The 21,934-nt window shown below is 39.0% G+C and carries 35 protein-coding genes, 1 rRNA gene and 1 pseudogene; 13 read left to right on the top strand and 24 right to left on the bottom strand.

Features of this window, described 5'->3' with window-relative positions; all coding sequences use genetic code 11:
* The 12 genes from KTR07_RS09590 (at position 1) to KTR07_RS09535 (ending at position 8,690) form a co-directional block, all read left to right on the top strand.
* Entirely contained in the window at positions 1–234 is a 234-nt protein-coding gene (locus tag KTR07_RS09590) for a hypothetical protein (protein WP_217291306.1), read from the top strand.
* Entirely contained in the window at positions 218–1,240 is a 1,023-nt protein-coding gene (locus KTR07_RS09585) for a hypothetical protein (protein WP_005794381.1), read from the top strand. The genes KTR07_RS09590 and KTR07_RS09585 overlap by 17 nt, the downstream gene beginning before the upstream one ends.
* A 20-nt stretch (positions 1,241–1,260) precedes the next feature.
* Positions 1,261–2,580, top strand: a complete 1,320-nt coding sequence (locus KTR07_RS09580; protein WP_217315360.1) for a hypothetical protein — start codon at positions 1,261–1,263, stop codon at positions 2,578–2,580.
* Between the two features lie 516 nt (positions 2,581–3,096).
* Positions 3,097–3,912, top strand: coding sequence for a hypothetical protein (locus KTR07_RS09575; protein ID WP_005794376.1), 816 nt, complete (start codon positions 3,097–3,099; stop codon positions 3,910–3,912).
* A 245-nt stretch (positions 3,913–4,157) separates the two neighbouring features.
* Positions 4,158–4,640 carry a hypothetical protein gene (locus tag KTR07_RS09570; RefSeq protein ID WP_224205385.1) on the top strand — a complete coding sequence of 161 codons (483 nt, stop codon included), beginning with the start codon at positions 4,158–4,160 and terminating at the stop codon, positions 4,638–4,640.
* Positions 4,641–4,661: 21 nt separating this feature from the next.
* Positions 4,662–5,057 (top strand): hypothetical protein, encoded by a 396-nt coding sequence (locus KTR07_RS09565; RefSeq protein WP_005794372.1) that lies wholly within the window; start codon positions 4,662–4,664, stop codon positions 5,055–5,057.
* Positions 5,058–5,063: 6 nt separating this feature from the next.
* Positions 5,064–6,239 carry a hypothetical protein gene (locus tag KTR07_RS09560; protein WP_007846606.1) on the top strand — a complete coding sequence of 392 codons (1,176 nt, stop codon included), beginning with the start codon at positions 5,064–5,066 and terminating at the stop codon, positions 6,237–6,239.
* A 2-nt stretch (positions 6,240–6,241) separates the two neighbouring features.
* Positions 6,242–6,505, top strand: coding sequence for a hypothetical protein (locus tag KTR07_RS09555; RefSeq protein WP_004326738.1), 264 nt, complete (start codon positions 6,242–6,244; stop codon positions 6,503–6,505).
* A 27-nt stretch (positions 6,506–6,532) separates the two neighbouring features.
* Positions 6,533–7,000 carry a hypothetical protein gene (locus KTR07_RS09550; protein WP_005794369.1) on the top strand — a complete coding sequence of 156 codons (468 nt, stop codon included), beginning with the start codon at positions 6,533–6,535 and terminating at the stop codon, positions 6,998–7,000.
* Positions 6,978–7,394: a hypothetical protein gene (locus KTR07_RS09545; RefSeq protein ID WP_005794367.1), complete on the top strand. Its 417-nt coding sequence runs from the start codon at positions 6,978–6,980 to the stop codon at positions 7,392–7,394. Before KTR07_RS09550 ends, KTR07_RS09545 begins: the two co-directional genes overlap by 23 nt.
* Positions 7,395–7,422: 28 nt before the next feature.
* Positions 7,423–8,130 carry a hypothetical protein gene (locus KTR07_RS09540; RefSeq protein WP_005794365.1) on the top strand — a complete coding sequence of 236 codons (708 nt, stop codon included), beginning with the start codon at positions 7,423–7,425 and terminating at the stop codon, positions 8,128–8,130.
* Positions 8,127–8,690, top strand: a complete 564-nt coding sequence (locus tag KTR07_RS09535) for a DUF6549 family protein (RefSeq protein ID WP_005794364.1) — start codon at positions 8,127–8,129, stop codon at positions 8,688–8,690. Before KTR07_RS09540 ends, KTR07_RS09535 begins: the two co-directional genes overlap by 4 nt.
* Positions 8,691–8,731: 41 nt before the next feature.
* Here KTR07_RS09535 and KTR07_RS09530 read toward each other — a convergent pair whose 3' ends face one another.
* The 13 genes and pseudogenes from KTR07_RS09530 to KTR07_RS09475 all read right to left on the bottom strand — a co-directional run bounded on the left by KTR07_RS09530 (position 8,732) and on the right by KTR07_RS09475 (position 15,390).
* Positions 8,732–9,133 (bottom strand): DUF3127 domain-containing protein, encoded by a 402-nt coding sequence (locus KTR07_RS09530; protein WP_007846608.1) that lies wholly within the window; start codon positions 9,131–9,133, stop codon positions 8,732–8,734.
* A 186-nt stretch (positions 9,134–9,319) separates the two neighbouring features.
* The gene (locus tag KTR07_RS09525) at positions 9,320–9,985 is read right to left on the bottom strand and encodes a hypothetical protein (RefSeq protein WP_004326734.1); all 666 of its coding nucleotides are present in this window, start codon (positions 9,983–9,985) and stop codon (positions 9,320–9,322) included.
* 90 nt (positions 9,986–10,075) lie between these two features.
* On the bottom strand, positions 10,076–10,369 hold the full coding sequence (locus tag KTR07_RS09520) for a MazG nucleotide pyrophosphohydrolase domain-containing protein (RefSeq protein WP_004326733.1): 294 nt from the start codon (positions 10,367–10,369) through the stop codon (positions 10,076–10,078).
* Positions 10,353–10,754: a hypothetical protein gene (locus KTR07_RS09515; protein WP_005794355.1), complete on the bottom strand. Its 402-nt coding sequence runs from the start codon at positions 10,752–10,754 to the stop codon at positions 10,353–10,355. The genes KTR07_RS09520 and KTR07_RS09515 overlap by 17 nt, the downstream gene beginning before the upstream one ends.
* Position 10,755: 1 nt before the next feature.
* A complete protein-coding gene (locus tag KTR07_RS09510) occupies positions 10,756–11,271 on the bottom strand; it encodes a hypothetical protein (protein ID WP_007846609.1) in 516 nt (171 codons plus the stop codon).
* A complete protein-coding gene (locus KTR07_RS09505) occupies positions 11,268–11,675 on the bottom strand; it encodes a hypothetical protein (protein ID WP_005794352.1) in 408 nt (135 codons plus the stop codon). Before KTR07_RS09505 ends, KTR07_RS09510 begins: the two co-directional genes overlap by 4 nt.
* The gene (locus tag KTR07_RS09500; RefSeq protein ID WP_007846611.1) at positions 11,672–12,937 is read right to left on the bottom strand and encodes an RNA-splicing ligase RtcB; all 1,266 of its coding nucleotides are present in this window, start codon (positions 12,935–12,937) and stop codon (positions 11,672–11,674) included. Before KTR07_RS09500 ends, KTR07_RS09505 begins: the two co-directional genes overlap by 4 nt.
* A 2-nt stretch (positions 12,938–12,939) precedes the next feature.
* Positions 12,940–13,149: a hypothetical protein gene (locus KTR07_RS09495; RefSeq protein ID WP_007857030.1), complete on the bottom strand. Its 210-nt coding sequence runs from the start codon at positions 13,147–13,149 to the stop codon at positions 12,940–12,942.
* The gene (locus tag KTR07_RS28730; RefSeq protein WP_007846615.1) at positions 13,124–13,399 is read right to left on the bottom strand and encodes a hypothetical protein; all 276 of its coding nucleotides are present in this window, start codon (positions 13,397–13,399) and stop codon (positions 13,124–13,126) included. The genes KTR07_RS09495 and KTR07_RS28730 overlap by 26 nt, the downstream gene beginning before the upstream one ends.
* Positions 13,399–13,891: pseudogene (locus tag KTR07_RS09490) on the bottom strand (DNA N-6-adenine-methyltransferase). Before KTR07_RS09490 ends, KTR07_RS28730 begins: the two are co-directional and overlap by 1 nt.
* A complete protein-coding gene (locus KTR07_RS09485) occupies positions 13,888–14,124 on the bottom strand; it encodes a hypothetical protein (protein WP_007846621.1) in 237 nt (78 codons plus the stop codon). The pseudogene KTR07_RS09490 and the gene KTR07_RS09485 overlap by 4 nt, the downstream one beginning before the upstream one ends.
* Position 14,125: 1 nt before the next feature.
* On the bottom strand, positions 14,126–15,043 hold the full coding sequence (locus KTR07_RS09480) for a radical SAM protein (RefSeq protein ID WP_007846623.1): 918 nt from the start codon (positions 15,041–15,043) through the stop codon (positions 14,126–14,128).
* Complete coding sequence (locus KTR07_RS09475) at positions 15,043–15,390, bottom strand: DUF551 domain-containing protein (RefSeq protein WP_007846625.1); 348 nt, start codon at positions 15,388–15,390, stop codon at positions 15,043–15,045. Before KTR07_RS09475 ends, KTR07_RS09480 begins: the two co-directional genes overlap by 1 nt.
* Positions 15,391–15,760: 370 nt before the next feature.
* Between KTR07_RS09475 and rrf the strand changes: the two genes are divergently transcribed.
* Positions 15,761–15,871 (top strand): 5S ribosomal RNA (gene rrf, locus KTR07_RS09470).
* Positions 15,872–15,964: 93 nt separating this feature from the next.
* Here rrf and KTR07_RS09465 read toward each other — a convergent pair.
* The 11 genes from KTR07_RS09465 to KTR07_RS09410 all read right to left on the bottom strand — a co-directional run bounded on the left by KTR07_RS09465 (position 15,965) and on the right by KTR07_RS09410 (position 21,887).
* Positions 15,965–16,306: a hypothetical protein gene (locus tag KTR07_RS09465; RefSeq protein ID WP_007846629.1), complete on the bottom strand. Its 342-nt coding sequence runs from the start codon at positions 16,304–16,306 to the stop codon at positions 15,965–15,967.
* Entirely contained in the window at positions 16,299–17,144 is an 846-nt protein-coding gene (locus KTR07_RS09455) for a phosphoadenosine phosphosulfate reductase family protein (RefSeq protein WP_254306548.1), read from the bottom strand. Before KTR07_RS09455 ends, KTR07_RS09465 begins: the two co-directional genes overlap by 8 nt.
* Before the next feature lie 2 nt (positions 17,145–17,146).
* On the bottom strand, positions 17,147–17,401 hold the full coding sequence (locus KTR07_RS09450; RefSeq protein WP_007846633.1) for a hypothetical protein: 255 nt from the start codon (positions 17,399–17,401) through the stop codon (positions 17,147–17,149).
* Positions 17,358–17,723 (bottom strand): hypothetical protein, encoded by a 366-nt coding sequence (locus tag KTR07_RS09445; RefSeq protein WP_007846634.1) that lies wholly within the window; start codon positions 17,721–17,723, stop codon positions 17,358–17,360. The genes KTR07_RS09450 and KTR07_RS09445 overlap by 44 nt, the downstream gene beginning before the upstream one ends.
* A 54-nt stretch (positions 17,724–17,777) precedes the next feature.
* Positions 17,778–17,957: a hypothetical protein gene (locus KTR07_RS09440; protein WP_007846636.1), complete on the bottom strand. Its 180-nt coding sequence runs from the start codon at positions 17,955–17,957 to the stop codon at positions 17,778–17,780.
* A 51-nt stretch (positions 17,958–18,008) separates the two neighbouring features.
* Positions 18,009–18,593, bottom strand: a complete 585-nt coding sequence (locus KTR07_RS09435) for a hypothetical protein (RefSeq protein WP_217315357.1) — start codon at positions 18,591–18,593, stop codon at positions 18,009–18,011.
* A gap of 8 nt (positions 18,594–18,601) precedes the next feature.
* Positions 18,602–19,312, bottom strand: coding sequence for a TIGR02757 family protein (locus KTR07_RS09430; protein WP_007846638.1), 711 nt, complete (start codon positions 19,310–19,312; stop codon positions 18,602–18,604).
* Positions 19,284–19,952 carry a hypothetical protein gene (locus tag KTR07_RS09425; protein ID WP_117700611.1) on the bottom strand — a complete coding sequence of 223 codons (669 nt, stop codon included), beginning with the start codon at positions 19,950–19,952 and terminating at the stop codon, positions 19,284–19,286. The genes KTR07_RS09430 and KTR07_RS09425 overlap by 29 nt, the downstream gene beginning before the upstream one ends.
* A complete protein-coding gene (locus KTR07_RS09420) occupies positions 19,834–20,253 on the bottom strand; it encodes a hypothetical protein (protein ID WP_007846640.1) in 420 nt (139 codons plus the stop codon). The genes KTR07_RS09425 and KTR07_RS09420 overlap by 119 nt, the downstream gene beginning before the upstream one ends.
* A gap of 5 nt (positions 20,254–20,258) precedes the next feature.
* Complete coding sequence (locus tag KTR07_RS09415; RefSeq protein WP_007846641.1) at positions 20,259–21,221, bottom strand: DNA cytosine methyltransferase; 963 nt, start codon at positions 21,219–21,221, stop codon at positions 20,259–20,261.
* Between the two features lie 129 nt (positions 21,222–21,350).
* On the bottom strand, positions 21,351–21,887 hold the full coding sequence (locus tag KTR07_RS09410) for a hypothetical protein (protein WP_005794323.1): 537 nt from the start codon (positions 21,885–21,887) through the stop codon (positions 21,351–21,353).
* Between the last annotated feature and the right edge of the window lie 47 nt (positions 21,888–21,934).

Raw genomic sequence — 21,934 nt, 5'->3', positions numbered from 1 at the left:
ATGAGGTATGTTGTAGCAAATAAGGAAAAGGCTTTGGATGCCGGGGTTCTGTTGTTGGGGCACTTGGTAAAGGGAGAATCCATCATCTTGAATGAAAAGGAGGTAATGTGCCTGCCTTCTCTTGATGGAGAACTGGAAGATAGAATACTGTTGTTGGACGGTATCGTTTATACTAATACAATCATGAATCAAATTATATCAGAAGGAGGTTGGGAATATGGCAGAAAATTATAGTGCCCAAAATAGCATCACGATTAAACGTCTTCGTTCCAATGACAGCCTGATGCTGACTTTTGAAAATAATGGCATTCCATTGTTTCAGGCCGTAGATGAAGAAAGTGGGGCTGTCTCTCCTGATTGGAGTATAGCTGCGAATCAGCCGGTACGGACACCCAAAGTAACTTCGGCACGTGGGTTGGCGGTCAGTTTGTCTGGTCATAGTTGGGCTTACAATGGAGTGGCTTTAAATTTTAACGGTGCGGAAAGTGGAGGTTGGAAAAAAGACAGTACGGGCAAATTCTCTTTGAATACCAGTACCGGTGCCATTAAAATTGTCGGAAACTTGGCAAGCAAAACGAATATTGCAGGAGATACATTGACTTATTCATGTGTCGCTTCTACGGCAGGTGTTGAGTATAATTTGACCGGGGAACTGCCTATTGCCATTCAGAATATGGGAGCCAGCTCTTACTATCTTGCTATTCTTGCAAGTACCGAACAGTTAACAAGCAAAGTAACAAGTTGTACTCTGACTACCAAGCTGTATGCCGGTGCCAATGCCATTACCGATTACTATATAAAATGGTATAAGGACACGGCGGCTTGGACTGATAAGAACGGACAGAAAAGTGTAACTGTTACCCGTGGTGATGTGGACGGTACCCAGTTATTCATAGCAGAAGTTTATCAGTCTTCAAGTGCTTCACAACCGATAGCACGTGCCGGGGTACGTATCATTGATACGGCAGATGAATTTCAAATTGTATGTTATATAACTTCTTCCAACAAAGAGGTTGATACCGGACAACCCGTTACAGTAAGTGCCAAGATTGTAAATATGACTACGGGGTCAACTTATACTCCTACTTCCGCATCGTGGACTATGGATGTGATGGATAAGGAAAACTGGAAGAGTTTGAAACATTCTACAACAAATTCTATATCTGTAACAACAACGGAAACTGACAGAAACGGGACTCAATATGATGTTGATGTTTTGGCAGAATGTCATTTTAATTAACATAAAAACAAAATAATATTATGGCAACTAAAGGATTAGGAAATGAAACATTGGTGACCTCCATTCTGCGTTCCAATACAGTATTGGTGGAAGTTGGTGGTAGTGTCAGACGCATTACCGTGGAAAACTTCATGAATGCTATTAATAATGGTGACGAACAAATGTTGAGGCAGGTGGCTTGGGGGATTCCAATCAAACAATCAACCCAAAGTAGCACGAACTATGGTGTGATAGGTAATACAGCCGCATGGACAGAATACAAGTTGTATTGTGGCCGTTATCTCGTAACGAATGATGGAAGGGCTGCTAAAATGTCCCCTACCAATAGTGCGGTGTTTGCTGATGGTACTGCGGTGGATGAAACCAAAGGGCATGTGATGTGGATAGGGCCACGTTTGTATTATCGTGTACAGACTGACAGTGTAAGTGGTGTACCAGTCTTATGGCTCTCGATGCTACCTATTGGCGGTGAGTTTATTGGTGGGGCAAATGGTGGAATGTATAACTGTATCGGTGCATACAAAGGCTCCATGTCAGGTAGCGCACTTGTTTCACGTTCAGGAGTTGCACCGGCAGGCAGCAAGACAATCAACGCATTTTGGAATGCTGCACAAGTGAACGGTAAGGAATGGGGACTGACCGATTACGATCAGAGAAAGCTTATTATGATGTTGGGGCTGTCCCAGTACGGAGATACCAATATTCAAGCCAAACTTGGTTATGGTGTGGGTGGTAGCTCCAGTAAAGACTTGTGGGCTGCTGCGGCAGCATTGCAAACTGGCGCAACAAAGAGTCTCGGTGACAATTGGGGCAAAATAGCTATTTCTGTGGTGAATGGAAGTAATACTGGAGTGGATTGTTCACGGGTGAACATGATGGGTATAGAAGATCCTTATGGGTGGCAGTGGGAATTTCTGCAAGGAGTATTTTGCGGTAGTTTCAACAATAGTGCTCAAAGTGGAACGGAAATTTTCATTTACAAAGGAAACCGTTTACCGACTACTGCTGAATTAGCTGCGCATCCAAATGGTGAATACAGACAAGCTACCCGTCAGACAGCTTCCGGTCAAGTGCAGGAAATAATTCTTGGGGAGCATTTTGATATTTTCCCGAAAAAGATTGGTGGAAACAGCACTTCTTATTGGGCTGATTATTCATGGGCAAACACTACTGGGCAGCTGGTTCTTTGGGGCGGGCTTGCGTCTTACGGTGCGTATTGCGGCCTCGCTTATGCGGACTCGAGGAACGCTTGGTCGAACTCGTCTGCGTATATCGGCTCTCGCCTTGCGTATTTTGGGAATTTAACATTTGTTAGCGGTGCATCTTTGATGGCTGCATAATAGATTTTGAAATATTAGTTCTTTGAATTTCAATTAATTAAAACCCGTCCACCTTCTCGTTTTACGGCAAAGGATAACGGGACGAAAGCCGAAAGGCGTGGACGGTTGGCAGAGGGGAACAAGAGCTGGTTCTTTGGGGCGGTAATGCGAATAACGGTGCGAATTGCGGCCTCGCTTATGCGAACTCGAATAACGATTGGTCGAACTCGAATGCGAATATCGGCTCTCGCCATACTTATTTATCGTAGAGTAATCTGCGAGTTCTCCGAGCCATGACCTTGCAGGATTTATATCGTTGCAACGTAGTAATCAATTGGTTACGATGTCAGAAAATCAAGAATGCGGAAAGGTTGCCCAATTTGCGAAAGGCAACAAGCGGTGTTAGTAGGTTGGTTCTCGAAAGCTCCGGGCGAATTATTCAAGCAAGTAAAAACAGCTTGCAGTTATCGGAATAATTAAAATAGTCTGAACAAGACAAAATTGGAAGTATGGTGTAAATTTTAAAACAAAGCAGCAGTGAATATTGGAAGAAGTGATATTGATTGGAAGAGTCTATCGCATAATGAAATTGATAGAATTATAGCGGAAAGGATAGAGGCTGACAATAAACGGATAGAAGCAAACGGTGGAAAGAAATCTAAAAGAGCCGGGTATATTCTTGAACGTATAGCAGAGATAAATAATTTACGTGAAGCGGACAAAGAAGCACAAGATGGGAAGGTTAAGAAAAACCGCTTTATCAGGCGGCATAATCTACACCCGGAAGAAGACCTCCGAGCTTTGCAGTTGATGATCCTGACATTGGATTTTCCGGCACCGGATTATAGCGTAATGAGAGTAAAAAGTGATGCAGGAAAGGTTCGAGATATTGTCAAACAGAAATATTTCCCGTGGCGTATATTACACCATGCAATTATGAGGGTGATTGAAGAAGATGTTTATAGAAATTTGATTTATGATACAAGTGCGTGTATCAAGGGAAAGGGATTACATTTTGGAGTAAGGAGAATGAAACGTTTTCTTCACCGGTACCCGGAATACAAATGGTTCGTAAAGACTGATTTCAAAAAGTTCTATCAAAGTATTCTTCATGAGCTTATTGTTGCTGCATTGAGAAGGAAATTCAAAGATGAACGATTTATTAAATTGATCGAGATAGCTGTTTTATCGTATGACAGCGGAACAGAGTTAGTTGACGTATTGGAGAATGAAGTTGAACGGAAGAAGAGGTGTTCCGATTGGAGCATTTACAAGCCAACCTATCGGGAATTTTGCGGCAAGCCGGATAGATCATACAATGAAGGAGAAATATCGTGTCAAATGCCTGCATAGATATTGCGATGATAATGTTATGCTGGCTCGTTCTAAGGCCGAAGCGTTGTTTCTTATTCGTGCGTATGAACGGGAAAGTGCAAAAGTTGGGTTGGTAGTTAAAGCAAACAGTTGTATTGCTCCGATAGGAACAGAAACAAAAAATGGGAACAAAAAGCATAGAAAGCGAAAACGTAGTAAGAGGAAGAAGGATTAACTTTTTGGGCTATTGCTTCACGAAAGATAATGTTCGGATGCGTAAAAATATGAAAAAGAACTTTGCCCGAAAGGTGAAACGAATAAAAAGCCGGAAACGTAACCGCGAGATACGAGCTTCATACTGGGGCTGGTGTAAGTGGGGAGATTGTAAGAATTTATGGAGAACAATAACAAATAATGATATGAGTTTTGCAGATAAAGGTATCAAACAGAGTGGTAGAACAAAGGACGGAAAGAAGTTCTTCGATGTAAAAGAGACAAGATTGATGGATATTCTCAATGTCCCTATAACAGTGGTGGACTTTGAAACGAATGTGAAGACAAAGCAAGGTGAAGGTAGATATTGTGTTCTTTTTGAACAGAACGGACAACGTAGCAAATTCATAACGAACTGTTACAATCTGAAAGATGTGTTGGATCAGGCTCGCGAAGCGGAGAATAACGGTCAGAAGATTTTTCCAGTGGAAAATGTGATTGTCAAGCGGCGTTCGTTAGGTGACGGGAAGAGTGCTTATTATTTTGAAGAATAATTATAAAAATGGAGGTAATTTATGAAAAGTTATGGAACTCTTGTAGGAGAACTGCCGACTGGTATTGAATTTGTAGTTGAAGGTGCGTTGCTACGCATTTACTTCGACTTTGAGAGAAGAGAAGCTGTTCAAAAGGCCGGTTCGGAAGATGTGGTGGTTGAAGACCAGTATGTCTGTGAAAACGTGGATGTTGAAGGGGAACATGATTATGACAGTATTGTAAGTGCCATTATCATGGAACGTTATGATGCGAATAAACGTGATGCCATTTTCGCCAACTTGGAAATGGCACGTGATATGGCTTCGGAACTTGACGAAGGTAAGCGTGCCGAATATCTGAAAGAATACACTGATTATCAGAGTTATCGTATCAAGGCTAAGGAGATCGCAAAAGAAGTATTAGCAAAATTGAAGTAATCCGGTATGGAGGCGCAAGGGCATATATTAATACGAAGAAAGGCCAAAAATGGAATTGACGGTACTAATGGGGAACCGGGGAAAAACGGGCTGCAAGGCTGTATTCTCCGGCAATCCGAATGGGCTAAAGGCATAGAGTATCGCAATGACGAGGCTTTGACTTCCGGTACCCGGTACTTGGATATTGTAATTGTGACTACCGGTGCTAATACGTTTAATGCGTATAAATGTCTGAAAACTCATACGTCCAGTGATTCCATTCCGGTGACAAATACAACTTATTGGCAGAAGTTTAATTCTTTGGTGCCAGTGTACACTCCGCTTATCATGGCTCAAAATGCTATTCTACGGTTCATGCAGGGTAATCAGCTTTTGATAATGAAGGGCGATAATAAAACGGTTGCAGCAGGTCTTGTTGGTGGTGACTATCCGTTATGGGTTGGAGCTACAACACCGACTGATGCGCCATATAAGGTGAGTATAGCAGGGAAACTCTATGCGGCTGGTGCGGTTATTTCAGGTGACAGCACTTTTGAAGGTACATTGAAAGGTGTATCAGGCTCTTTTACAAGGTTGAATTGCGTGAATGCTGCTGGTGATGCGGTTGGAGGAATCAGCTTTGGAAGTGATGGAAGAATGTGGTTTGATGGTGATATGTATCATCAAGGTACTAAGGATAACCGGTCATTACGTTTCTACACTTCTGACTTATGGTGTAGAGGCGTGTTTGGCGCAAGGGAAAGAAGCATTATGGTAGTTTACGGCTCCTATGCCTATGTGTACACAAAAGGTGCTGATAAAACCGGTACTTATATACCTTTGACTTCCGGGACTTCCTCTGCTAACGAAACTTATTATACAGTTCCTTGCTATTCGCCAAGATACGATTATAACGGTGAAACTTCGGGTTTTCCAGTTGATACGGTTATATTTAGAATAACATCGAATGTAACCTACCGTTATCTTTTGAGTCTTGCCGTCACCCAAAGGATATTCGTGGTTAATGCAAATGACAATTATAATAATGTTCAGATATATGCGAATGGAACAAAGCAAACATTGAATGGCGGTTCCATGCACCATTGTATGCAGTTGGTGGATTTTATGTATCCGTCACCGAACTCTGACTGGTTGGGAAGAGGACTGATGTTCGGTGCTTCAAATGATAATGATTGGAAGTGATTATGAAAAGGATAAATTTTGAAAGAATTGAGATATTTGTTGATATTGATAAGACGAGATGTTCCGTTGAGAACTACAAGAAGGATTTTGCCAATATCATTTATCAACTTGGCAGGGGAATAGAGGCTCATGCCCTCGCATTTAAAATATTCAACTCCAATGGAGAAATTGAGTATAACGATGAAGAGTGTAATATGATTAAGGAATACGCAAGTTTATGTTCCCCAGCCTTTATTGATGCTATCAACAAATTACTATTGGAATAAAAATAATAAACGCAAACACAAAAGGATATGAACGACATTATTGAAACATTCATTCACGACCATTTGTTTTTACATTTGGTTTTGATAGCGGTAAGTATGACAGCTATCATAATCGCAATGGGGATAGATTTTATTTCGGGGATTCAGAAGGCCAAACAGCGTGGGGAACTTCGTACCTCGAAGAAGTACAAAATGACAGCGACAAAAGCGAAGAAATATTTTAATCCGTTTCTGACACTGGTTATGATTGACCTTATATGTTGCATCGTCATTCCATTTCCAGTATTCGCTATGTTATGGGCGGTTTATTGCGTTTTCTGTGAGTTCAAATCGGTACGTGAGAAATCATGGGAAAAGGCCGAGCTTCGGAAAGCGGAAAAGACCATGAGTATAATCATTGAGAATAAGGACGATATAGCACGACTGGCCGCACAAATATTGTTTGAAACACAAAAAGAAAAGGAGGATAAAAATGACACGGGGACTACGGAATAATAATCCGTTAAATATACGGAGAAATAATACGAAATGGCAGGGGTTGTCTGCAACACAGACAGATAAAAGTTTCTTTCAGTTTAAAACTATGGCATACGGTTATCGTGCTGCTTTTAAAACTCTTCAAACTTATATTCTTAATAAGTATGATACTGACAAAGACGGCACGGCCAATGAACTTGAAGATGTTATTATGCGATGGGCACCGCCATGTGAGAACAATACTGAAGTGTATATTGCCACAGTCGAAAAGCGTTCAGGCATATCTCGTCATACAATTCTGAACAGAAACAACCGGGAACAACTTATTGCGGTGGTGGCTGCAATGAGTTATGTTGAGAATGGTGTTCCTGCAAACATGGATGAGGTAAGGAAAGGTTGGGAGTTGATATAGGAAACAAACATATAAACACATAGAAGATATGGCAAACTTGAATTTTACTCTTAAAGAAGAGGATTGGTACGAAAGCCAACCTATACAGTTATCTACTGGGAAATTTGCTATTAGCATCAATTTTGGAGATGCAGCAAACAACAGAGTTGTTGTGTACAAAAGTTCTAATGGAAAGGATTATGTACCTTACAAAACAGCACTTGGGGTTGGAGAGTTCTGTGATATGAATGTCGACGGGTTGATAGCCGGACAATATGTTATGGTAGGATGTAATGAACTTCCTATTTCATCTTCATTTTTGGAAAGTTCTGATGGTAGCAGCAGTGCGAGCAAATCGGATATTTTAGCAGAAAGCGGACGTGCTCAACTGGCAGAGTCCCAACTGGAACAGTCCATAAATGCGGTGAAGACCGCTTTGGATGAATTGGTTGGTACTGTTGATGCGACTACGGCCATTGACACCTTCAATGAAATTGAAACCTTCCTTGCAGGAGTAACCAATGAAAAAACTCTGACTGGAATGTTGGCTGTTACTGATGGAAAGGCCGTGACCGCACAAACAACGGCTGATGCTGCAAAAAGTACAGCTCAAACAGCTCTTAGCAAAGCCACTGCCAATGAAACAAAACTTAATACAATACCTGAAATGCCGGAGAATGACGGTAAGATATATGGTTTCTGTAATGGTGCATGGGTAGTTATTGCGGAAGTTGGTAAAAATGTATATACAGATTGATTATGAGATTGAAGATAGGTATAGGAGTAATCTTTGTGTTACTCCTTGCGGCAACCTTTTTGATGTACCGGTTGTGGCAGGAAGAGAAGAAGGAAAGTGCCCGACTTTCAGATAATATGAAAAGTCTCTGTACTGGGCTTGAAGAATATAAGATTAGGGATAGTCTAAATGTGGTTGAAAACCATGTTTTACGGCTTAACATAGAAGAATTGAAAGAGCTGCGGAGTGCGGATGCAAAACTAATAAAAGAATTGAATCTGCGTCCAAAAGAAGTCGAATATATCACAACCACAAAAGTTGTCACTAAAGACAGTATTGTATTTGTTCTGAAAGACAGCTGTTTCAATTATTCAGATAAATGGGTGGATTTTTATGCAAATATTCCTGACAGCACATTTACTTATGAAGTGAGAGACAGTCTTTCAAGTGCGATAAGCCGGATATATAAACACAGGTTCCTATGGTGGAGATGGGGGACAAAGGGGTATAAACAAACGATAGTCAATCATAACCCACGAAGCAAAATCGTTTATAATGAAATTGTAAAGGTGGAACATTAATTAATAAGAAGGGAGCCGAAATGCTCCCTTCTCCTTTTTCTTTAGAAAGGCAAATCGTCTTTTTGTTCCCCAAAATCCACTGGCGGTTGAGGTATGGCAGTTTGTACGGGTGCCGCGGTGGATGATGCCCCATGATAATAAGTTTGGGGCTGTTGCGCTGCGGTAGGCTGTCCTGGATTACGGAGTGTTGCTTTCCAGCAAGTAATGGAGTTAAACCATTTTCCTTGCCATTCATTCGCATTAATATCTATTTCAATATCAACGTCTTGCCCGACTGCTAATCCAAAATTCTGAATATTGCTATTCATTACTGAAAAAGCGACTTTTTTAGGGTATTGGCCGGGAATTTCCAAAACGAAATCTTGTCTTTGCCAGTTGTTACCATTTTTTGAGACACCCGATTGTATCGGTTGTGCCACAATAATTTTTCCTTCTAATTTCATTGTTCGCTTATAAATAGTTAAACACTATATGCCCGGCCTTTTCAAGTTTACGGGCATAATCTAACATTCTTTCTTTAGTGCTGAAACTTTCATCATTCCACCAAATGCCAAATCTTTTAATCTGACACTGATAGCGTTTGTCTCCTAATAGATTCTCGGATATTCCTATACGATATTTTGCCATTTTTATTCATCATCCCCAGCCGGATTTAACTTGTCTGACTCATTGATTGCGCGGCTGATAATATCACAATCAGTAAGTTTTCGTTGTATGATAGCCATCCCCCTTTTGCAATTATCACTTTGATTGAGGTCACAATACCCTCCCTTATATAAAATATCAGAAAGTTCGTCCAATACTTTAAGTGTGTCAGTGAGCCGGAGATATGTTATTCCGGTTACTTCTTTGTTGTATGGACGGACTTCTTCTATCCGTTTGTCAAGGGATAGACAAGCAAGCTCTGCCATACATCTTGTAAGTTCTACTTTGGCAAGTAAGGCACTGTTTTCAATCCGGCATTTGTCAAATTCCAGTTTAATGGAGTATTCCATTTTAAGCAGATCAGGTTGTACTTCATCTGCAATATACTGGTTAGCATCAGCCATGAAAAAAGCCCGGTGTCCAGCTATTTTATTGATTTTCTTTTCATATTGAAGCATCAACTGTTCCAGTTTATTTCCTTGCTGCTTTACGCGGAAACGACAAAGCCTTGATTTACGTAATTCACTTAACATTTCTACAATTAAGGAACAAACTATGTCATTGGTGAACAATATGTTATATATTGCTGCCAGTGTGATATTTTCAGCTTTTAACTTCTTGTCTTTTATATCACCTATTTTTCTTTCCATAAGTTCATGAAATCTTTATAGACACATGGTAGTGCAAAGATAAGGACAAACGTCTCAACAATCAACTTTATTAATTGTCCGGTTCCTATATCAATCCATTCTGTTTTTATTATAATTCATTTTGGCTTCAATGAGTGAATCAATGTCACATTTGAAATGATGTAGTGTACTTAGGGCAACAATGATTACATCTGCCAGTTCTTCTTCTACATCTAAATACTCTTTAATATGTGGAGATTTCTCACCCGTACACTCAAAGACTTCGGCAACTTCTTCAAGCAGATCGCGGTGAAGATTGTTGTTGCTATCATTGTCGGGATCAATCTTTCCACGTCTTACGGCACATTCATAAGCTTTCTGCGCGATCTCATTTAATTTTCCCATTATCAATATGTTTTATCCAGTTATTATCTTTCTCCAAAAACCATTGCCAGCCATTTTGGGGCTTGATTTTTCGTTTTATATACCGGCGAACTGTGGCATAATTCAGATTTAGCTTTTGGGCGGCTTGGGTTATTGAATCGAATCTATACCATTTGCCTTCGGGAGTGATTGCGATACACGCAAAGGCATGGGCGTTTCCATTAGACCAATATCTATGTCCTTTCAAAGCCTCGCTGTGTCTTTTTCTTATTTCAACAGCTCTCTCTTTGCCATAGTATTCTTCATAGGTTTTTCCTCTTAATCCGTGGTGATAGCCTTTATTGAAAACATTATGTCCGTTGACAACCCGTGTGACCGGTATTTCAGGGTCTAATCTTAATTCCATATTATTCCTTATTTTTGTAATTATCTCTTCTCATTTGGTGATAACGATAGTACATGGATAAGTCGAGTTTACGAATGAAATTATCATCCGCTTTCATGTCAGAAACTTTTTGGGCAGGCTTGACTACATCAAAGAAAATTCTCTTTACCGCATACCTTCCCTTTTCAAGAGAATAACATTGCACTGATCCTTCATAAGCATAAATAAGCCCGGCAAAATCAGGGACTTCATCGGGCTTTATCAAACTTTTTGGTACTATATAATAAAAATAATTGGTACGTTGGCCGGAAGTGACAACATCAAACTTGTTCTTGCCATATTTATCACTTTTCTTTTTATCCTTATGGAAATCACATCTGCTTACTTTTACTTCATATTCATAAGTCAGGCGTGACCGGGTAACTTCCAATAAGTCAGCTTCCCATTTCCCGACAAAAATATTGGGAAAGATGCGGTTTCCTTTTTTATCACGAAAAACATGATCGCAAAAGCCTTGTATAATATCAAGTGTTTTCATTTGATCTTTCCATGTTCCTTATCCAGTTCATACTCAAAAAATCCTTTTGCCTTATCATAAAGTCCGTCCTTTATATCAGAGAAATACATAGCGGCATTAAAGGCTTTCAATGCTGCCACACGAGCTTTCTTCTTATAATAGTCTGCCCGTTTGATCGTATTTTCTTCTTTTCTACGTTCTTGCTGTTCCAAATATCGGTCAACCGCTTCTCGTCCCCAACGGAACATGTCTTCTTTGTCGGCAAAGGTGGCAGATTCTTCACGGATCAGCCTTTTCTCCGAGGAAATGACATAAGCTGATATTCCTTTGTATCTACGAATGGAAACGGCTATGTCGAAACCTTTATAATTTTGCTGTTCAACATAGCCGCCAAGAGTATATGGGAAGTCTGTCTTTTCTATCATACAGCTTTGATATTGATTAGTGGCACAATTGTATCAATAATTTCTACCGTAGGTTCTATAAGCTCTTTTATTTCCTGAACATTTTTGTATGCCATAGGACTTTCATCCAATGTCCCTTCACATACGGAAGTGGAATACACTTTGCTCATTTGGGTTTTGAATGCGTCCATTGATAATCTTTCTTTAGCTTCGGAACGGGAGTATAAGCGTCCTGCACCATGTGGTGCAGAATAGTTCCAGTCTTTGTTTCCCTTACCACGACAAAGAAGAATACCGTCTGCCATATTCATAGGAATCACAACGTAATCATTGGCGTATGCGGCAATAGCCCCTTTACGGATTATCATATCATCAAAGCTGATATAGTTATGGACTGTCTCAACGGATATTGTAGCGTTCCAGCTCAAAGTTCTGATTATACGCTGTATAATCAACTTGCGGTTGAATGCGGCATATCCTTGTGCGATCACCATGTCACATAAATAGTGGAGCATTGCTTCATTTGTGAGATACCCGGAATATTCGGCAAATTTTTCCTTCAAACGTAGTATTTCAGTTTGCATGAATTGTGGCTCAACAGTGGACTTCAAGCGTTGAATTTCATTAGAAAAAGCCTTTTTATCAAATTTTGCTATTTCTGCATGGTATTTACAGACCTTCACACCAAAGTTGCGCGATCCGGTATGTATTGTAAGAAATATATTATTGGTTGACTCGGCACGCCCCAGTTCTATAAAGTGGTTTCCACCTCCCAATGTACCTAAAGAGTTGTAGAATGTGCCTTCATTTATCCCCACCTTCTTACAAAGTTGTGATACATATTCTTCATTAATAACTGGTTTGGTTAGTTGGTATTTAGAGCAGAACTGATCCATTCTGATAGATAAGAAGGTAAACAAATCTTCCTTTTCTTGTTTGGATAAGGGTTGTTGGTTAATCTCAAATCCCATAGGTATGATGGAACGGATTGCATGATTAATGTCCGGGAAAGACTCTTCTGTTATTGCATTTTCAATTTCTACACACAACATTCCACAACCAATATCCACTCCGATATGATTGGGGTTGACACGATCTGTAACTGGCATGGTGAATCCAATCACTATATCTACTCCCTGATGGGTATCAGGCATAATACGAACCGGAACACCAGTCGTAACCGGATTGTTCAAAATGTTTTGTATCGTTCCAATAGCTTCATTTTCTATTGCATTTGTAAATATTTTACAATCTTTGCCGAATTTTCCTTGTAATTCAATCATAATCAAATCTTTTCGTTAAGTTTTTCAAGAAGTTCATTCGCACAGTTCTTTGCGTATTCTTCATCTTCATCATGAAAGGACTTGACTGTTATCCAAATCCCTGCAAATTTAACTTGTACTTTGTAATCAAGAAGGAGGTATTTCTCTCTGTTTCCGCTGCAATTATCTTCTACGAAGGTAGTCGTTTTATTGATTCTGTACTGTTTCATCATTATTTATTTCTTTAGAGTGGCAATTTCTATCAAGTATCTTAATGCACTGTTTAATTCCAGTATCAAATCCTTCTTTATAGCCTTTGGTATGCTCACCTAAAACATATATAGTCATTGACAGCCAAAATAGAAGTATGCCAACGGATTTATACCAGCATGGTAAAGATACAGAAAAGGGTTTTAAGGTGATAGAGAAATCACCGATCCACAGAAGACCGGCAATGAGCATGAGTAAATATAAGACTTTCATCATTTATCATTGTTAAGTTCAACATATTTGCCTTGTAAAGAGCAGTTCCTTAAAATTTCGGCATTTTCCCGGCCAAATGCAATAAGAACACTACCGCAACCGGGGCTGTCCCCACGTGTTCCATCGGGACGGAAGAATTTTATTCGATTCCTCAAAAACATCATACCGGTTGCTTTCGTGAAGATGATGTCTTGAAACTTATTGCTGTCACACCGGTTAAAAAGTAGTGCTATACCATTGCCGTGTTCTGCCAATTTCTCTACAAACTGCCATATAAGCGGTTTGGAGTACGGAGGGTTAAGCCAAATTCGCCCCCCCCCAATTTTGTATAAGACCATTGTCCTGCTTGTTGTACATGGTTTTTGCGGTAGGCCAAAGAGGGTGCATGGGAGCACATGGATCAAGGTCAAATTCACCTAATGCTTCAATGATTTCTCGTGGTGTGTACCATTCATCGGAAGCGTTTGCAGATCGTTCAAAAGATGTATTCATGTATTACTTACATTTAGGATTTTACGAATTTCTATATGATCGCAATTTTCATCAGCCTTTTTCAGAATATAAGCAATTTCTTCTTCCTTACTCATGTTCTGTGGACGTTTCGTTGCTTCTGCTCTCAATTCAGAAATAATTTTATCTACTTCGGGATTAGGAGTTTCATATAATTTTTTAAATTCAGCGGCTCTACGTTTAATAAGTCGCTCTGTCTTTTTGTTTAATTTCATCTCACAATATTTTAAAGTATTCCTTACATAAAAAAACTTTTCTTGGTGAAAAGTCTTTGAAGTCGCAACTCATGTATATTTCCTTCCTATCAGCCCAATGTGCCATGTCTTTCTGCCACTGTGGAATAATTTGGTGTGGATTGTTCAGATCACGAAAGGGTTGACAATGTGGAAGAAAACGGCGGCTTTTAGATTTCCAGTAGTTGACGCGCGCAAACGATTCTTCAAAGTCCATAAGGATGCAATACAAGAAATATTCCCCTTTATATCCATACTTGTCTATTAAAGCGGAAGCACGTTCAACTTCTGCAATCTGTCCCGGTGTATCGCATCCAAAGCGAATACGTTTAATCCATTTTACTTTTGCAAGTAGCCGAGCGATTTCATCCGTGATTAAACGAGCATCCAGTCCTTGATTAAAATCCACTTTGATACCCAGTTTGATGATTTTCTCTATTTGCTGCAAGCCATAGTTTGAGGCCAGTATATTATTATCCATAAGGATAGCTTTCTTCCGTCCGGCTGTTATTTCCTCAATATCCATATAAGGTGAGATTTTTCCTTCTTTTTTAGGAACAACACACCATTTACACCGATTGGGACACCCACGTGTCAGAAATCCATAGGACAAATTGGAGTCAATATTGTAGATCGAGTAATCAGGTTGAAGACGATCAACCTCAATTGGAAGAACTTTTTCAATATCATATCCAGTACCACCTTTTTCTATTTGGTTAGCATTGATATAATAGTTATAGTCGGGTGTGAAAGTGAAAACTTTAGCTGCATATACTTTATCATATTTACATAGTGGATTATACCATTCCACTTGATCGCCTCTTGCTTTGTGGTAAGCACTGATCTTCATAAGTGCTAAATTGGGGAAATTGCTATCAACGGCTAAAATTCCAATATTCATTATTCTTCAAATTTAGGTTTTGGCATCCATGCTATCGGTTCCCATGACGGAGGTATGCTACTCATTGAAGAGTAAATTGGGTTACCTTTGTACGTATCATAGATATAACCATCCATGCAAAACCATACATTGTTGCTATATGTACCGTTAAAAATCGCACCATGTTTACATAGAATGATGATGTCTTCATTTTCATCCGGCAACCGTTCTTTCACTGATACCCACGGAAGTTGTTTTGTCTGCCATCTGGCTCCTTCTTTAAATCCTATTCTAAAACAAGTTATTTTATCCCAGTCAGGATGTACGCCTCCAATTTCATTTACGGCTTCTTCTAATGTCTGCTTCATATTCTATGAATTTAGAATTTAAAATTATTCCATACACTTACGGTATTTAAAATCATAGGTCACATGACCTAAGGCACGGAGAATGCCTACGACATCTTGTTGAAAAGGATTTCCCCGACTATTTGCTACATGATTTTTTGCCATTTTATTTTTAATGCGTATATTTGAACCTCATTTGCAATGTCGCAAATGATTAATTTTTTTAATTATGAAAAATTTAATTAGAAAAAGCATTCTATAGCTTTACTACCGTACGGCTATGGCAATGCTTAAAATTGAATAGACGGTAGGTTGGGACTTTGTGCTAAACTGTGTTGATCTTTTGTAGTGGTTGATTGAAAAAATTATTTAGTACAGCTAAGTCCTTAATTTAGGTGGTTATAGCACAAGGGTTCCACCTCTTTCCATTCCGAACAGAGAAGTTAAGCCTTGTCACGCTGATGGTACTGCATAATTGTGGGAGAGTAGGTCGCTGCCATTTTCTTTTAAGCCTTGTTATCTTTATTGATAGCAAGGCTTAAAACATTTACATTAAAGGTTTATCACCAATAGTTATTTCTTTCATTTTATCAGATCACTTTAATTCATCTTCTAATATTAATCCTCCATTTAGAATATGATTACGCATACCTTCACTCAATGACATTGTTTGCTCCAAATTGGGACGTACCCAATTATAAACTTTCACGTATGACGGTGGAGCCTGCTTTGAAGATTTCGTATGCATCATATCCCCTCCGCATTTACATCTCATGATGAAGGGAGTTACACCTTTGTCTTTGTATAGAGTTACCTTATAATTATTGCATTTATTACATTCATATAGGTTATATTCTCCCCGGCCATCATAAATTTTAGCATCTTCAATACTTGCAACCATACTATTGTATTGTTGAGCTATATTATTTTTACTCATTTAATCTATATTTTTCATTAAACATGGAATCCGCTTCTTGAAACTGTTTCGTAAAGCGGTTTTCTTTATTATCTGGCAGTGCATCCGGTTGAGGTGAATTCTTTGCCGGATGATTCTCAACTGAATTTCTTGGTGATGCGCATCCCGCTATCAGAGCGAAAAGTACGCAGATTATTAGTATCTTCTTCATTTCTGTTCGGTTTTTGGCTATAAGTTCAATTTCTTTGTGCCGACACATGATACACGGGAAACATCCAACACGTGAGAATCCACGATAATACAATGGATTCGGTTTCTGCCCTGCATCCAGTATGCAATCTATAACTTGCTGTGCACTCCATTTGAAGATCGGTCTTAGAACAGAAGCGTCAAATTGGGAACACCATTCTTTGACATCCTTACTTCGGTAGTTTTCAGTTCTTCCTTTCTTATTAGGTTGAAAATACGATTTGAAGTACATACATTCCTCTTCCATTGCCGCACGTGCTGTACTTTCTCCGGCTCTGATACCTTGTATAATAATGCAGCTTTCTTTCAAAGAAAGTACATAATCAATCATTGGCTTCATTTTTAGTTCACTGGTACAAAACCGTGCATTCGTGGAAGGAAATCTTTTCTTGTGAACTGCCAAAGACACAAAATCGTATTTTGATTTGAGAGTTATAAGTCTTACTCCCATTTGCAGACAAACATCATTCACATGTTTATATGTGTCAGGGTGTTCCCAGCCGGTGTCACAAAACACAGCGGTTAAATTCCCCCCCCCATATTGTTTGAAAGCTTGGATCAAACATGCTTGTGAATCCTTACCACCTGAAAAACTTACTAATATTTTCATTTTTATGTCATTTCAATTTTTACATATTCATTTTTATTAATCCCGGCACTACCTTTGGGAGAATACACTAATCGGCCTCCATTATCCAATATCTTTTGTACATCTTTCATAGCTTGGTGTGCTTGGGTATAGTCTTTGTATTCTTGGTGGCCTATTGGGTATTTACAATATCTTCTGCCACCGTCAGGCATGATGCTGATACCGAATACTGTTTCACGAGTTTTTCGGTTGAAATTCTGTTGAGTCCTTACTTTCATTTTTTTTGATACATTTTCCCAGTTTAAGTATAAATACACATTCGTTATCCGGTGCTCCCCAATTGGTGTTACCAACTCCGATGGTTATAGATTCAAGTTCAAAAAGCATTGTCCGTTTGGTGTAGCCAAAACGGAAGCGAACATGAGTGTATTCTTTGGGGTGAAAGCCGTTTCCACGTGTAATACAAGAAAAACAAATACCTTTCTTACAATAGAAACCTGTCTTTTCATAGGAATTGCGACCTCCACATTTTGCTAATCTTCCGATCCAGTATTTCTTGATCTCTCTGTATTCTTCTTTCTTATTTCCGGATTCGATCATTTCATACCATTTTGCTTTTAATGGCAGGTCAAGGATTTTCATATTAACCATAGTCTAAAAGAGTTGCGGATTCTGTTTGTCGTGAAGGATTTTTTGAACACGTTCAATTTCTTCATCTACTTCACGCTCAATTTGTTTACTTATTCGTAAATCTATCTGTCTCTTATTTTTTAAATATTCTTTTTGGCAACGGCGCATTTCCACCACTTTGTCGAAAAATTCTTTTGGAGTCATAGATTTAAAAGGTATGGAAAAGGCCGCTTTGATGCGGCCTCCCCAGTGTGATTACTTTTTTCCAATCAGAAAGTCTTTCCACAATTCTTTGAATTGTTCTCCAAAGTAAATTGCGATTTCACTTGATTTTACAGCAAGGCGAGAGCCGAAATACGCATTCGAGTACGACCAATCGTTATACGAGTACGCAAAAGCGAGGCCGCAATACGCACCGTTATCCGCATAACCGCCCCAAAGAACCAGCTGATTACGATCCTCTTCGTCCATTTCATCAATTTTTTTCTGATTATAAAGATAAAACCACGGCGTATAACGGTATTCATCTTTAGTAAATCGTGGAAAATCAGGATCGTTGTTCAATGCACGAGCAATTGTGCATAGTTTGATGTAGGCGAGGTGTGCAATATCAGCCACTTCTTCTTTGTGTCCGTCTTCATCCTCAACAAGTAGGCGAACAATAGGTTTTACACCTATTGCTTCACAAGCATCTTCGTAGGTTTTAATATTGTGATAATCTGTATAATCCGGCTTTTGCTTTCCGAATAGGGCTGTTAGAATACTAATTGCTTTAGGACAGTCGTTTGCTTCACTAAAAGCGGCTGTTACCTTTTCTTGTGTGATTTTAAGTTCTGACATAATGTAAATTATTTATTGTTAATACTATATCCGAATAATGCAAAATCTCCCCGGCACGGATCATCCGGGAAAATTGTTTTCATGTAATTGGTTACTTGTTGAACCATTTTCCAGTCCTCTGTTTTGCGTGTTGTTATCCCAAGCTGGTGTGCCATTTTTGCAACATGTGCATCCAATGGTATGTATAATTCTGTCGGGTGAATAATATTCCAAATACCTAAATCCACCGGCGATTTTCGTACTACCCACCGTAGAAACAGACAAATACGCTTGCATGGAGAATCACGCTCCAATTTTGGAATACCTTTTACGCCACCAAAATCTGTTTGTATTTCACGGATAACATTGTTGTAACCCTCATAAAATACTTCCAAATCATCCCATTCCTGATATATGTTGTACAACCGCTGGCAAATGCAGAAGAAGTCATGGTAGGTGAACATACGGTAGAAGGTATTTGTATTTTCTTTGTATTGTTCCCATACTTTGTTCATAATGAAGGCATAAGGAGAATTACCCATTAGATTATCCAAAATTTCTGCTTGCTGCATTATCAGTTTGCGATTCCCGAAAGCTATCCATGAAGTAAGAAAGGCACTGATTTCTATGTCCTTTTTATCATTGTACTTATGTGGAAAAAATATAGGATCATCTTTTATAAAATCAGGTGTTTCAAATTGTTTCGCCCAGTCAAGTAGTTTGTCTCTTAGTTCTTCCATAATATTCTTCTTTCCATTTTTTGAAAGCGGCTTCTTTATCATTTGATTTCATCCTTTGTATGAATGATTGATGGGATTCCAATAATTCTTTGGCCTCTTCATCTCCATTTTCCGATCTTTCAGTTAGATGTTTGATATATTCTCCGTAGAACATTCCAGTGCTGTTATTATTTTGTTCATGGGCTTCATTAATTGAAAGAGAAGAAACAATTTCATCACGCTGTGCATCGTATTCATTTAACCAGCCGAGAATGATATTACCGTCCAGTCTATCGTAAATCTTACCGGAAGCCATAGCATTACGGAAACACAATTTGATTTCCTCCAATTTGAGATAATAGAATCTGTCTATTATTAGATCAGCGGTAAGTGCCACTTGAACATCATTCATCGTTTTTCCAACATTGAAAAAAGACACAAGCTCGTTAATCGCAATTACCAGTATGGCTCTTGCGCCAGCCAATGTGATTTCTTTTCTTATAACGGAGAGTGGTAGGTTAGGAGTGTTGAGAACAGCTTCTTTAATCGAACTTACGTGCAATCCCTTGTAATACTCCGCTTGCAAGGTCAGCAAGTCTTTCAACGCTTTCTTTTCGGTTGCCGGGAGATTGCTGTTGACTTGAATTAAGTTGTTTCCCATACTTGTTAAAATCATTATTAGACCATCTGACTAAACGTTTGGAAACTTCAAATGTACGTTCCTTCTCAAAGCGCATTTTCCGTCCTCCGCATTCAGTCCAATACTCGAAAAAGTCCTTCAACATATCATCAGGATATTTCCCTCTATACATGAGGACTTCACTTCTGAATTTGTCTTTCCTTGCAGAAAGAGAATCCTTATTCATATTCATCTTATGGCCTAATCCGGCCATGAATGCTTGTTCCAATGTTGCATCAGGATGATCCCGACACCACTGGGTTGCTAATTCTTCTGATTTCATTTGATTTATAATTTAGATAACCAATATTTCCATATTCGTGAGGCTACGTGCGCCATCATAACGGGTGGTACACTCATTCCACAGATATAATGTGGGGATTGGTTGAGGAAATGATAATCTTGTGGAAATGTGGATATATTACATACTTCTGACCGTGATAAATATATAGGCTGCTTAAAAGGAATAATTGAGTCTGCATGAGTTGTTAGGGTGTAGCTTACTTTGTTCTCATATAGATATTGTTGATTAAAAAAGCCTCGTTTTCCAGTTTGTTTCTTATAGGCCTCTGCCAAAGCAATATCTCCTGCCACTCTCTGCTCAAATAACTTTCTCATTTTTACACCAATAGGCTTTCCCTTGTAATCCGCATATTCCCCATAATATATTTCCGATTCATTAAATTCCATGTCGATGTATGGCTCAACATTGAAGAGGTCTGAAACTTTTAGGAAATGGACTCCCAAATCATGCCTGATACATATAAAGAATACACGTTCTCTTTTTTGAGGTACTCCCATTTTAGAAGCATCAAGAAGAAAATGCTGACAATAATAACCAGCTTCCTCAAAGTCTTTGTATATACGTCTGACATAATCAATCGCATTCCCTAAAAGAAGTCCTTTCACATTTTCAGCAATAACGACTTTAGGTTTTAAGCGTTTGGCAAGTGCAATAAAATCAAAAAAGAGCGTGTCTAAAACTTGTGTCTTTTGACCTTCCTTGAATTTCTTTTCTTTACCCCACGCATCTTCACGTAATCCCGACATGCTAAATGTACTGCAAGGTGGTGATCCGTCCAATATATCTAAATGGTACAGTTCCTCGGGAAGATTATTCCTTTTCACTAAATCACGAATATCTTCCAAATAACTATACTGGGGATGATGGTTTGTTTCATAGCATTTCATCATTCGTGGATCAATCTCATTACAGCCAATAACATCGTAACCTGCTATTTTGTAACCCATAGTAGAGCCACCGCCACATGCAAAACAAGAAAATACCTTTCCTTTATCTTTAGTAAAAACAGCATCTTCTAAAGACCAGCGATAAGGATAGAGATGTTGTGTATGGGGGGGGGGTAATTACATCTTTCATCATTCCACCTCCCATAATTCAGCTACTCTTTTGAACTCTTCATCAGCCGGAACCGGGCAATCTTTGATCCATTGCATATCTTTTACTTTCCATAACGAAAGGTCTGTGTTGTCAGGAATATGCTTTTTAATATCAGGAAAAAGATTGAGCCGAAGAGATTTACTTTCCATAAGTTCATCTTTGTAATCCAACAAAAAATTATTGGCCTCCAATAAACTATGAACATCATTAACAGAATGTGGAGTGTAAACAACTCCATCGAAGTATCTGATATAATTGGGGAGCATATCAGCCAGTGCCGTATATAGAAATAATTTTCCTTTATTGCCATAGGCCAATTTTTGAACGGTTTTGATACTTTCAGCCAAATTTGCCAGTTTTTCAGGAAACAAAAGTGGTTCTCCACCAGTTATCATGATCTCTTTGTAATTAAAGTGCTCAACAACTGGTAATTTTGAAAAATCCCATGAGTTGTTGCAACACATAGGACATTTGTTCGGACATTTGGTTGTAACCAATAGACGTAACTTTTCCATTTATAATGATATTGTTTGGGTGTATTTCAATTCTCCGGTATATCCAC

It is taken from the genome of Bacteroides sp. MSK.20.82 (genome assembly GCF_019052485.1).
Lineage (GTDB): Bacteria > Bacteroidota > Bacteroidia > Bacteroidales > Bacteroidaceae > Bacteroides > Bacteroides thetaiotaomicron.
This window is presented reverse-complemented; position numbering and strand designations above follow the sequence as displayed.

Bases quoted from the DNA above. Each gene is read 5' to 3' on its own strand.
- KTR07_RS09590 (WP_217291306.1), top strand. From the start codon at position 1: ATGAGGTATGTTGTAGCAAATAAGGAAAAGGCTTTGGATGCCGGGGTT.
- KTR07_RS09585 (WP_005794381.1), top strand. From the start codon at position 218: ATGGCAGAAAATTATAGTGCCCAAAATAGCATCACGATTAAACGTCTT.
- KTR07_RS09580 (WP_217315360.1), top strand. From the start codon at position 1,261: ATGGCAACTAAAGGATTAGGAAATGAAACATTGGTGACCTCCATTCTG.
- KTR07_RS09570 (WP_224205385.1), top strand. From the start codon at position 4,158: ATGAAAAAGAACTTTGCCCGAAAGGTGAAACGAATAAAAAGCCGGAAA.
- KTR07_RS09565 (WP_005794372.1), top strand. From the start codon at position 4,662: ATGAAAAGTTATGGAACTCTTGTAGGAGAACTGCCGACTGGTATTGAA.
- KTR07_RS09560 (WP_007846606.1), top strand. From the start codon at position 5,064: ATGGAGGCGCAAGGGCATATATTAATACGAAGAAAGGCCAAAAATGGA.
- KTR07_RS09555 (WP_004326738.1), top strand. From the start codon at position 6,242: ATGAAAAGGATAAATTTTGAAAGAATTGAGATATTTGTTGATATTGAT.
- KTR07_RS09550 (WP_005794369.1), top strand. From the start codon at position 6,533: ATGAACGACATTATTGAAACATTCATTCACGACCATTTGTTTTTACAT.
- KTR07_RS09545 (WP_005794367.1), top strand. From the start codon at position 6,978: ATGACACGGGGACTACGGAATAATAATCCGTTAAATATACGGAGAAAT.
- KTR07_RS09540 (WP_005794365.1), top strand. From the start codon at position 7,423: ATGGCAAACTTGAATTTTACTCTTAAAGAAGAGGATTGGTACGAAAGC.
- KTR07_RS09530 (WP_007846608.1), bottom strand. From the start codon at position 9,133: ATGAAATTAGAAGGAAAAATTATTGTGGCACAACCGATACAATCGGGT.
- KTR07_RS09525 (WP_004326734.1), bottom strand. From the start codon at position 9,985: ATGGAAAGAAAAATAGGTGATATAAAAGACAAGAAGTTAAAAGCTGAA.
- KTR07_RS09520 (WP_004326733.1), bottom strand. From the start codon at position 10,369: ATGGGAAAATTAAATGAGATCGCGCAGAAAGCTTATGAATGTGCCGTA.
- KTR07_RS09515 (WP_005794355.1), bottom strand. From the start codon at position 10,754: ATGGAATTAAGATTAGACCCTGAAATACCGGTCACACGGGTTGTCAAC.
- KTR07_RS09510 (WP_007846609.1), bottom strand. From the start codon at position 11,271: ATGAAAACACTTGATATTATACAAGGCTTTTGCGATCATGTTTTTCGT.
- KTR07_RS09505 (WP_005794352.1), bottom strand. From the start codon at position 11,675: ATGATAGAAAAGACAGACTTCCCATATACTCTTGGCGGCTATGTTGAA.
- KTR07_RS09500 (WP_007846611.1), bottom strand. From the start codon at position 12,937: ATGATTGAATTACAAGGAAAATTCGGCAAAGATTGTAAAATATTTACA.
- KTR07_RS09495 (WP_007857030.1), bottom strand. From the start codon at position 13,149: ATGATGAAACAGTACAGAATCAATAAAACGACTACCTTCGTAGAAGAT.
- KTR07_RS28730 (WP_007846615.1), bottom strand. From the start codon at position 13,399: ATGAAAGTCTTATATTTACTCATGCTCATTGCCGGTCTTCTGTGGATC.
- KTR07_RS09485 (WP_007846621.1), bottom strand. From the start codon at position 14,124: ATGAAATTAAACAAAAAGACAGAGCGACTTATTAAACGTAGAGCCGCT.
- KTR07_RS09480 (WP_007846623.1), bottom strand. From the start codon at position 15,043: ATGAATATTGGAATTTTAGCCGTTGATAGCAATTTCCCCAATTTAGCA.
- KTR07_RS09475 (WP_007846625.1), bottom strand. From the start codon at position 15,390: ATGAAGCAGACATTAGAAGAAGCCGTAAATGAAATTGGAGGCGTACAT.
- KTR07_RS09465 (WP_007846629.1), bottom strand. From the start codon at position 16,306: ATGAGTAAAAATAATATAGCTCAACAATACAATAGTATGGTTGCAAGT.
- KTR07_RS09455 (WP_254306548.1), bottom strand. From the start codon at position 17,144: ATGAAAATATTAGTAAGTTTTTCAGGTGGTAAGGATTCACAAGCATGT.
- KTR07_RS09450 (WP_007846633.1), bottom strand. From the start codon at position 17,401: ATGAAAGTAAGGACTCAACAGAATTTCAACCGAAAAACTCGTGAAACA.
- KTR07_RS09445 (WP_007846634.1), bottom strand. From the start codon at position 17,723: ATGATCGAATCCGGAAATAAGAAAGAAGAATACAGAGAGATCAAGAAA.
- KTR07_RS09440 (WP_007846636.1), bottom strand. From the start codon at position 17,957: ATGACTCCAAAAGAATTTTTCGACAAAGTGGTGGAAATGCGCCGTTGC.
- KTR07_RS09435 (WP_217315357.1), bottom strand. From the start codon at position 18,593: ATGTCAGAACTTAAAATCACACAAGAAAAGGTAACAGCCGCTTTTAGT.
- KTR07_RS09430 (WP_007846638.1), bottom strand. From the start codon at position 19,312: ATGGAAGAACTAAGAGACAAACTACTTGACTGGGCGAAACAATTTGAA.
- KTR07_RS09425 (WP_117700611.1), bottom strand. From the start codon at position 19,952: ATGGGAAACAACTTAATTCAAGTCAACAGCAATCTCCCGGCAACCGAA.
- KTR07_RS09420 (WP_007846640.1), bottom strand. From the start codon at position 20,253: ATGAAATCAGAAGAATTAGCAACCCAGTGGTGTCGGGATCATCCTGAT.
- KTR07_RS09415 (WP_007846641.1), bottom strand. From the start codon at position 21,221: ATGGGTTACAAAATAGCAGGTTACGATGTTATTGGCTGTAATGAGATT.
- KTR07_RS09410 (WP_005794323.1), bottom strand. From the start codon at position 21,887: ATGGAAAAGTTACGTCTATTGGTTACAACCAAATGTCCGAACAAATGT.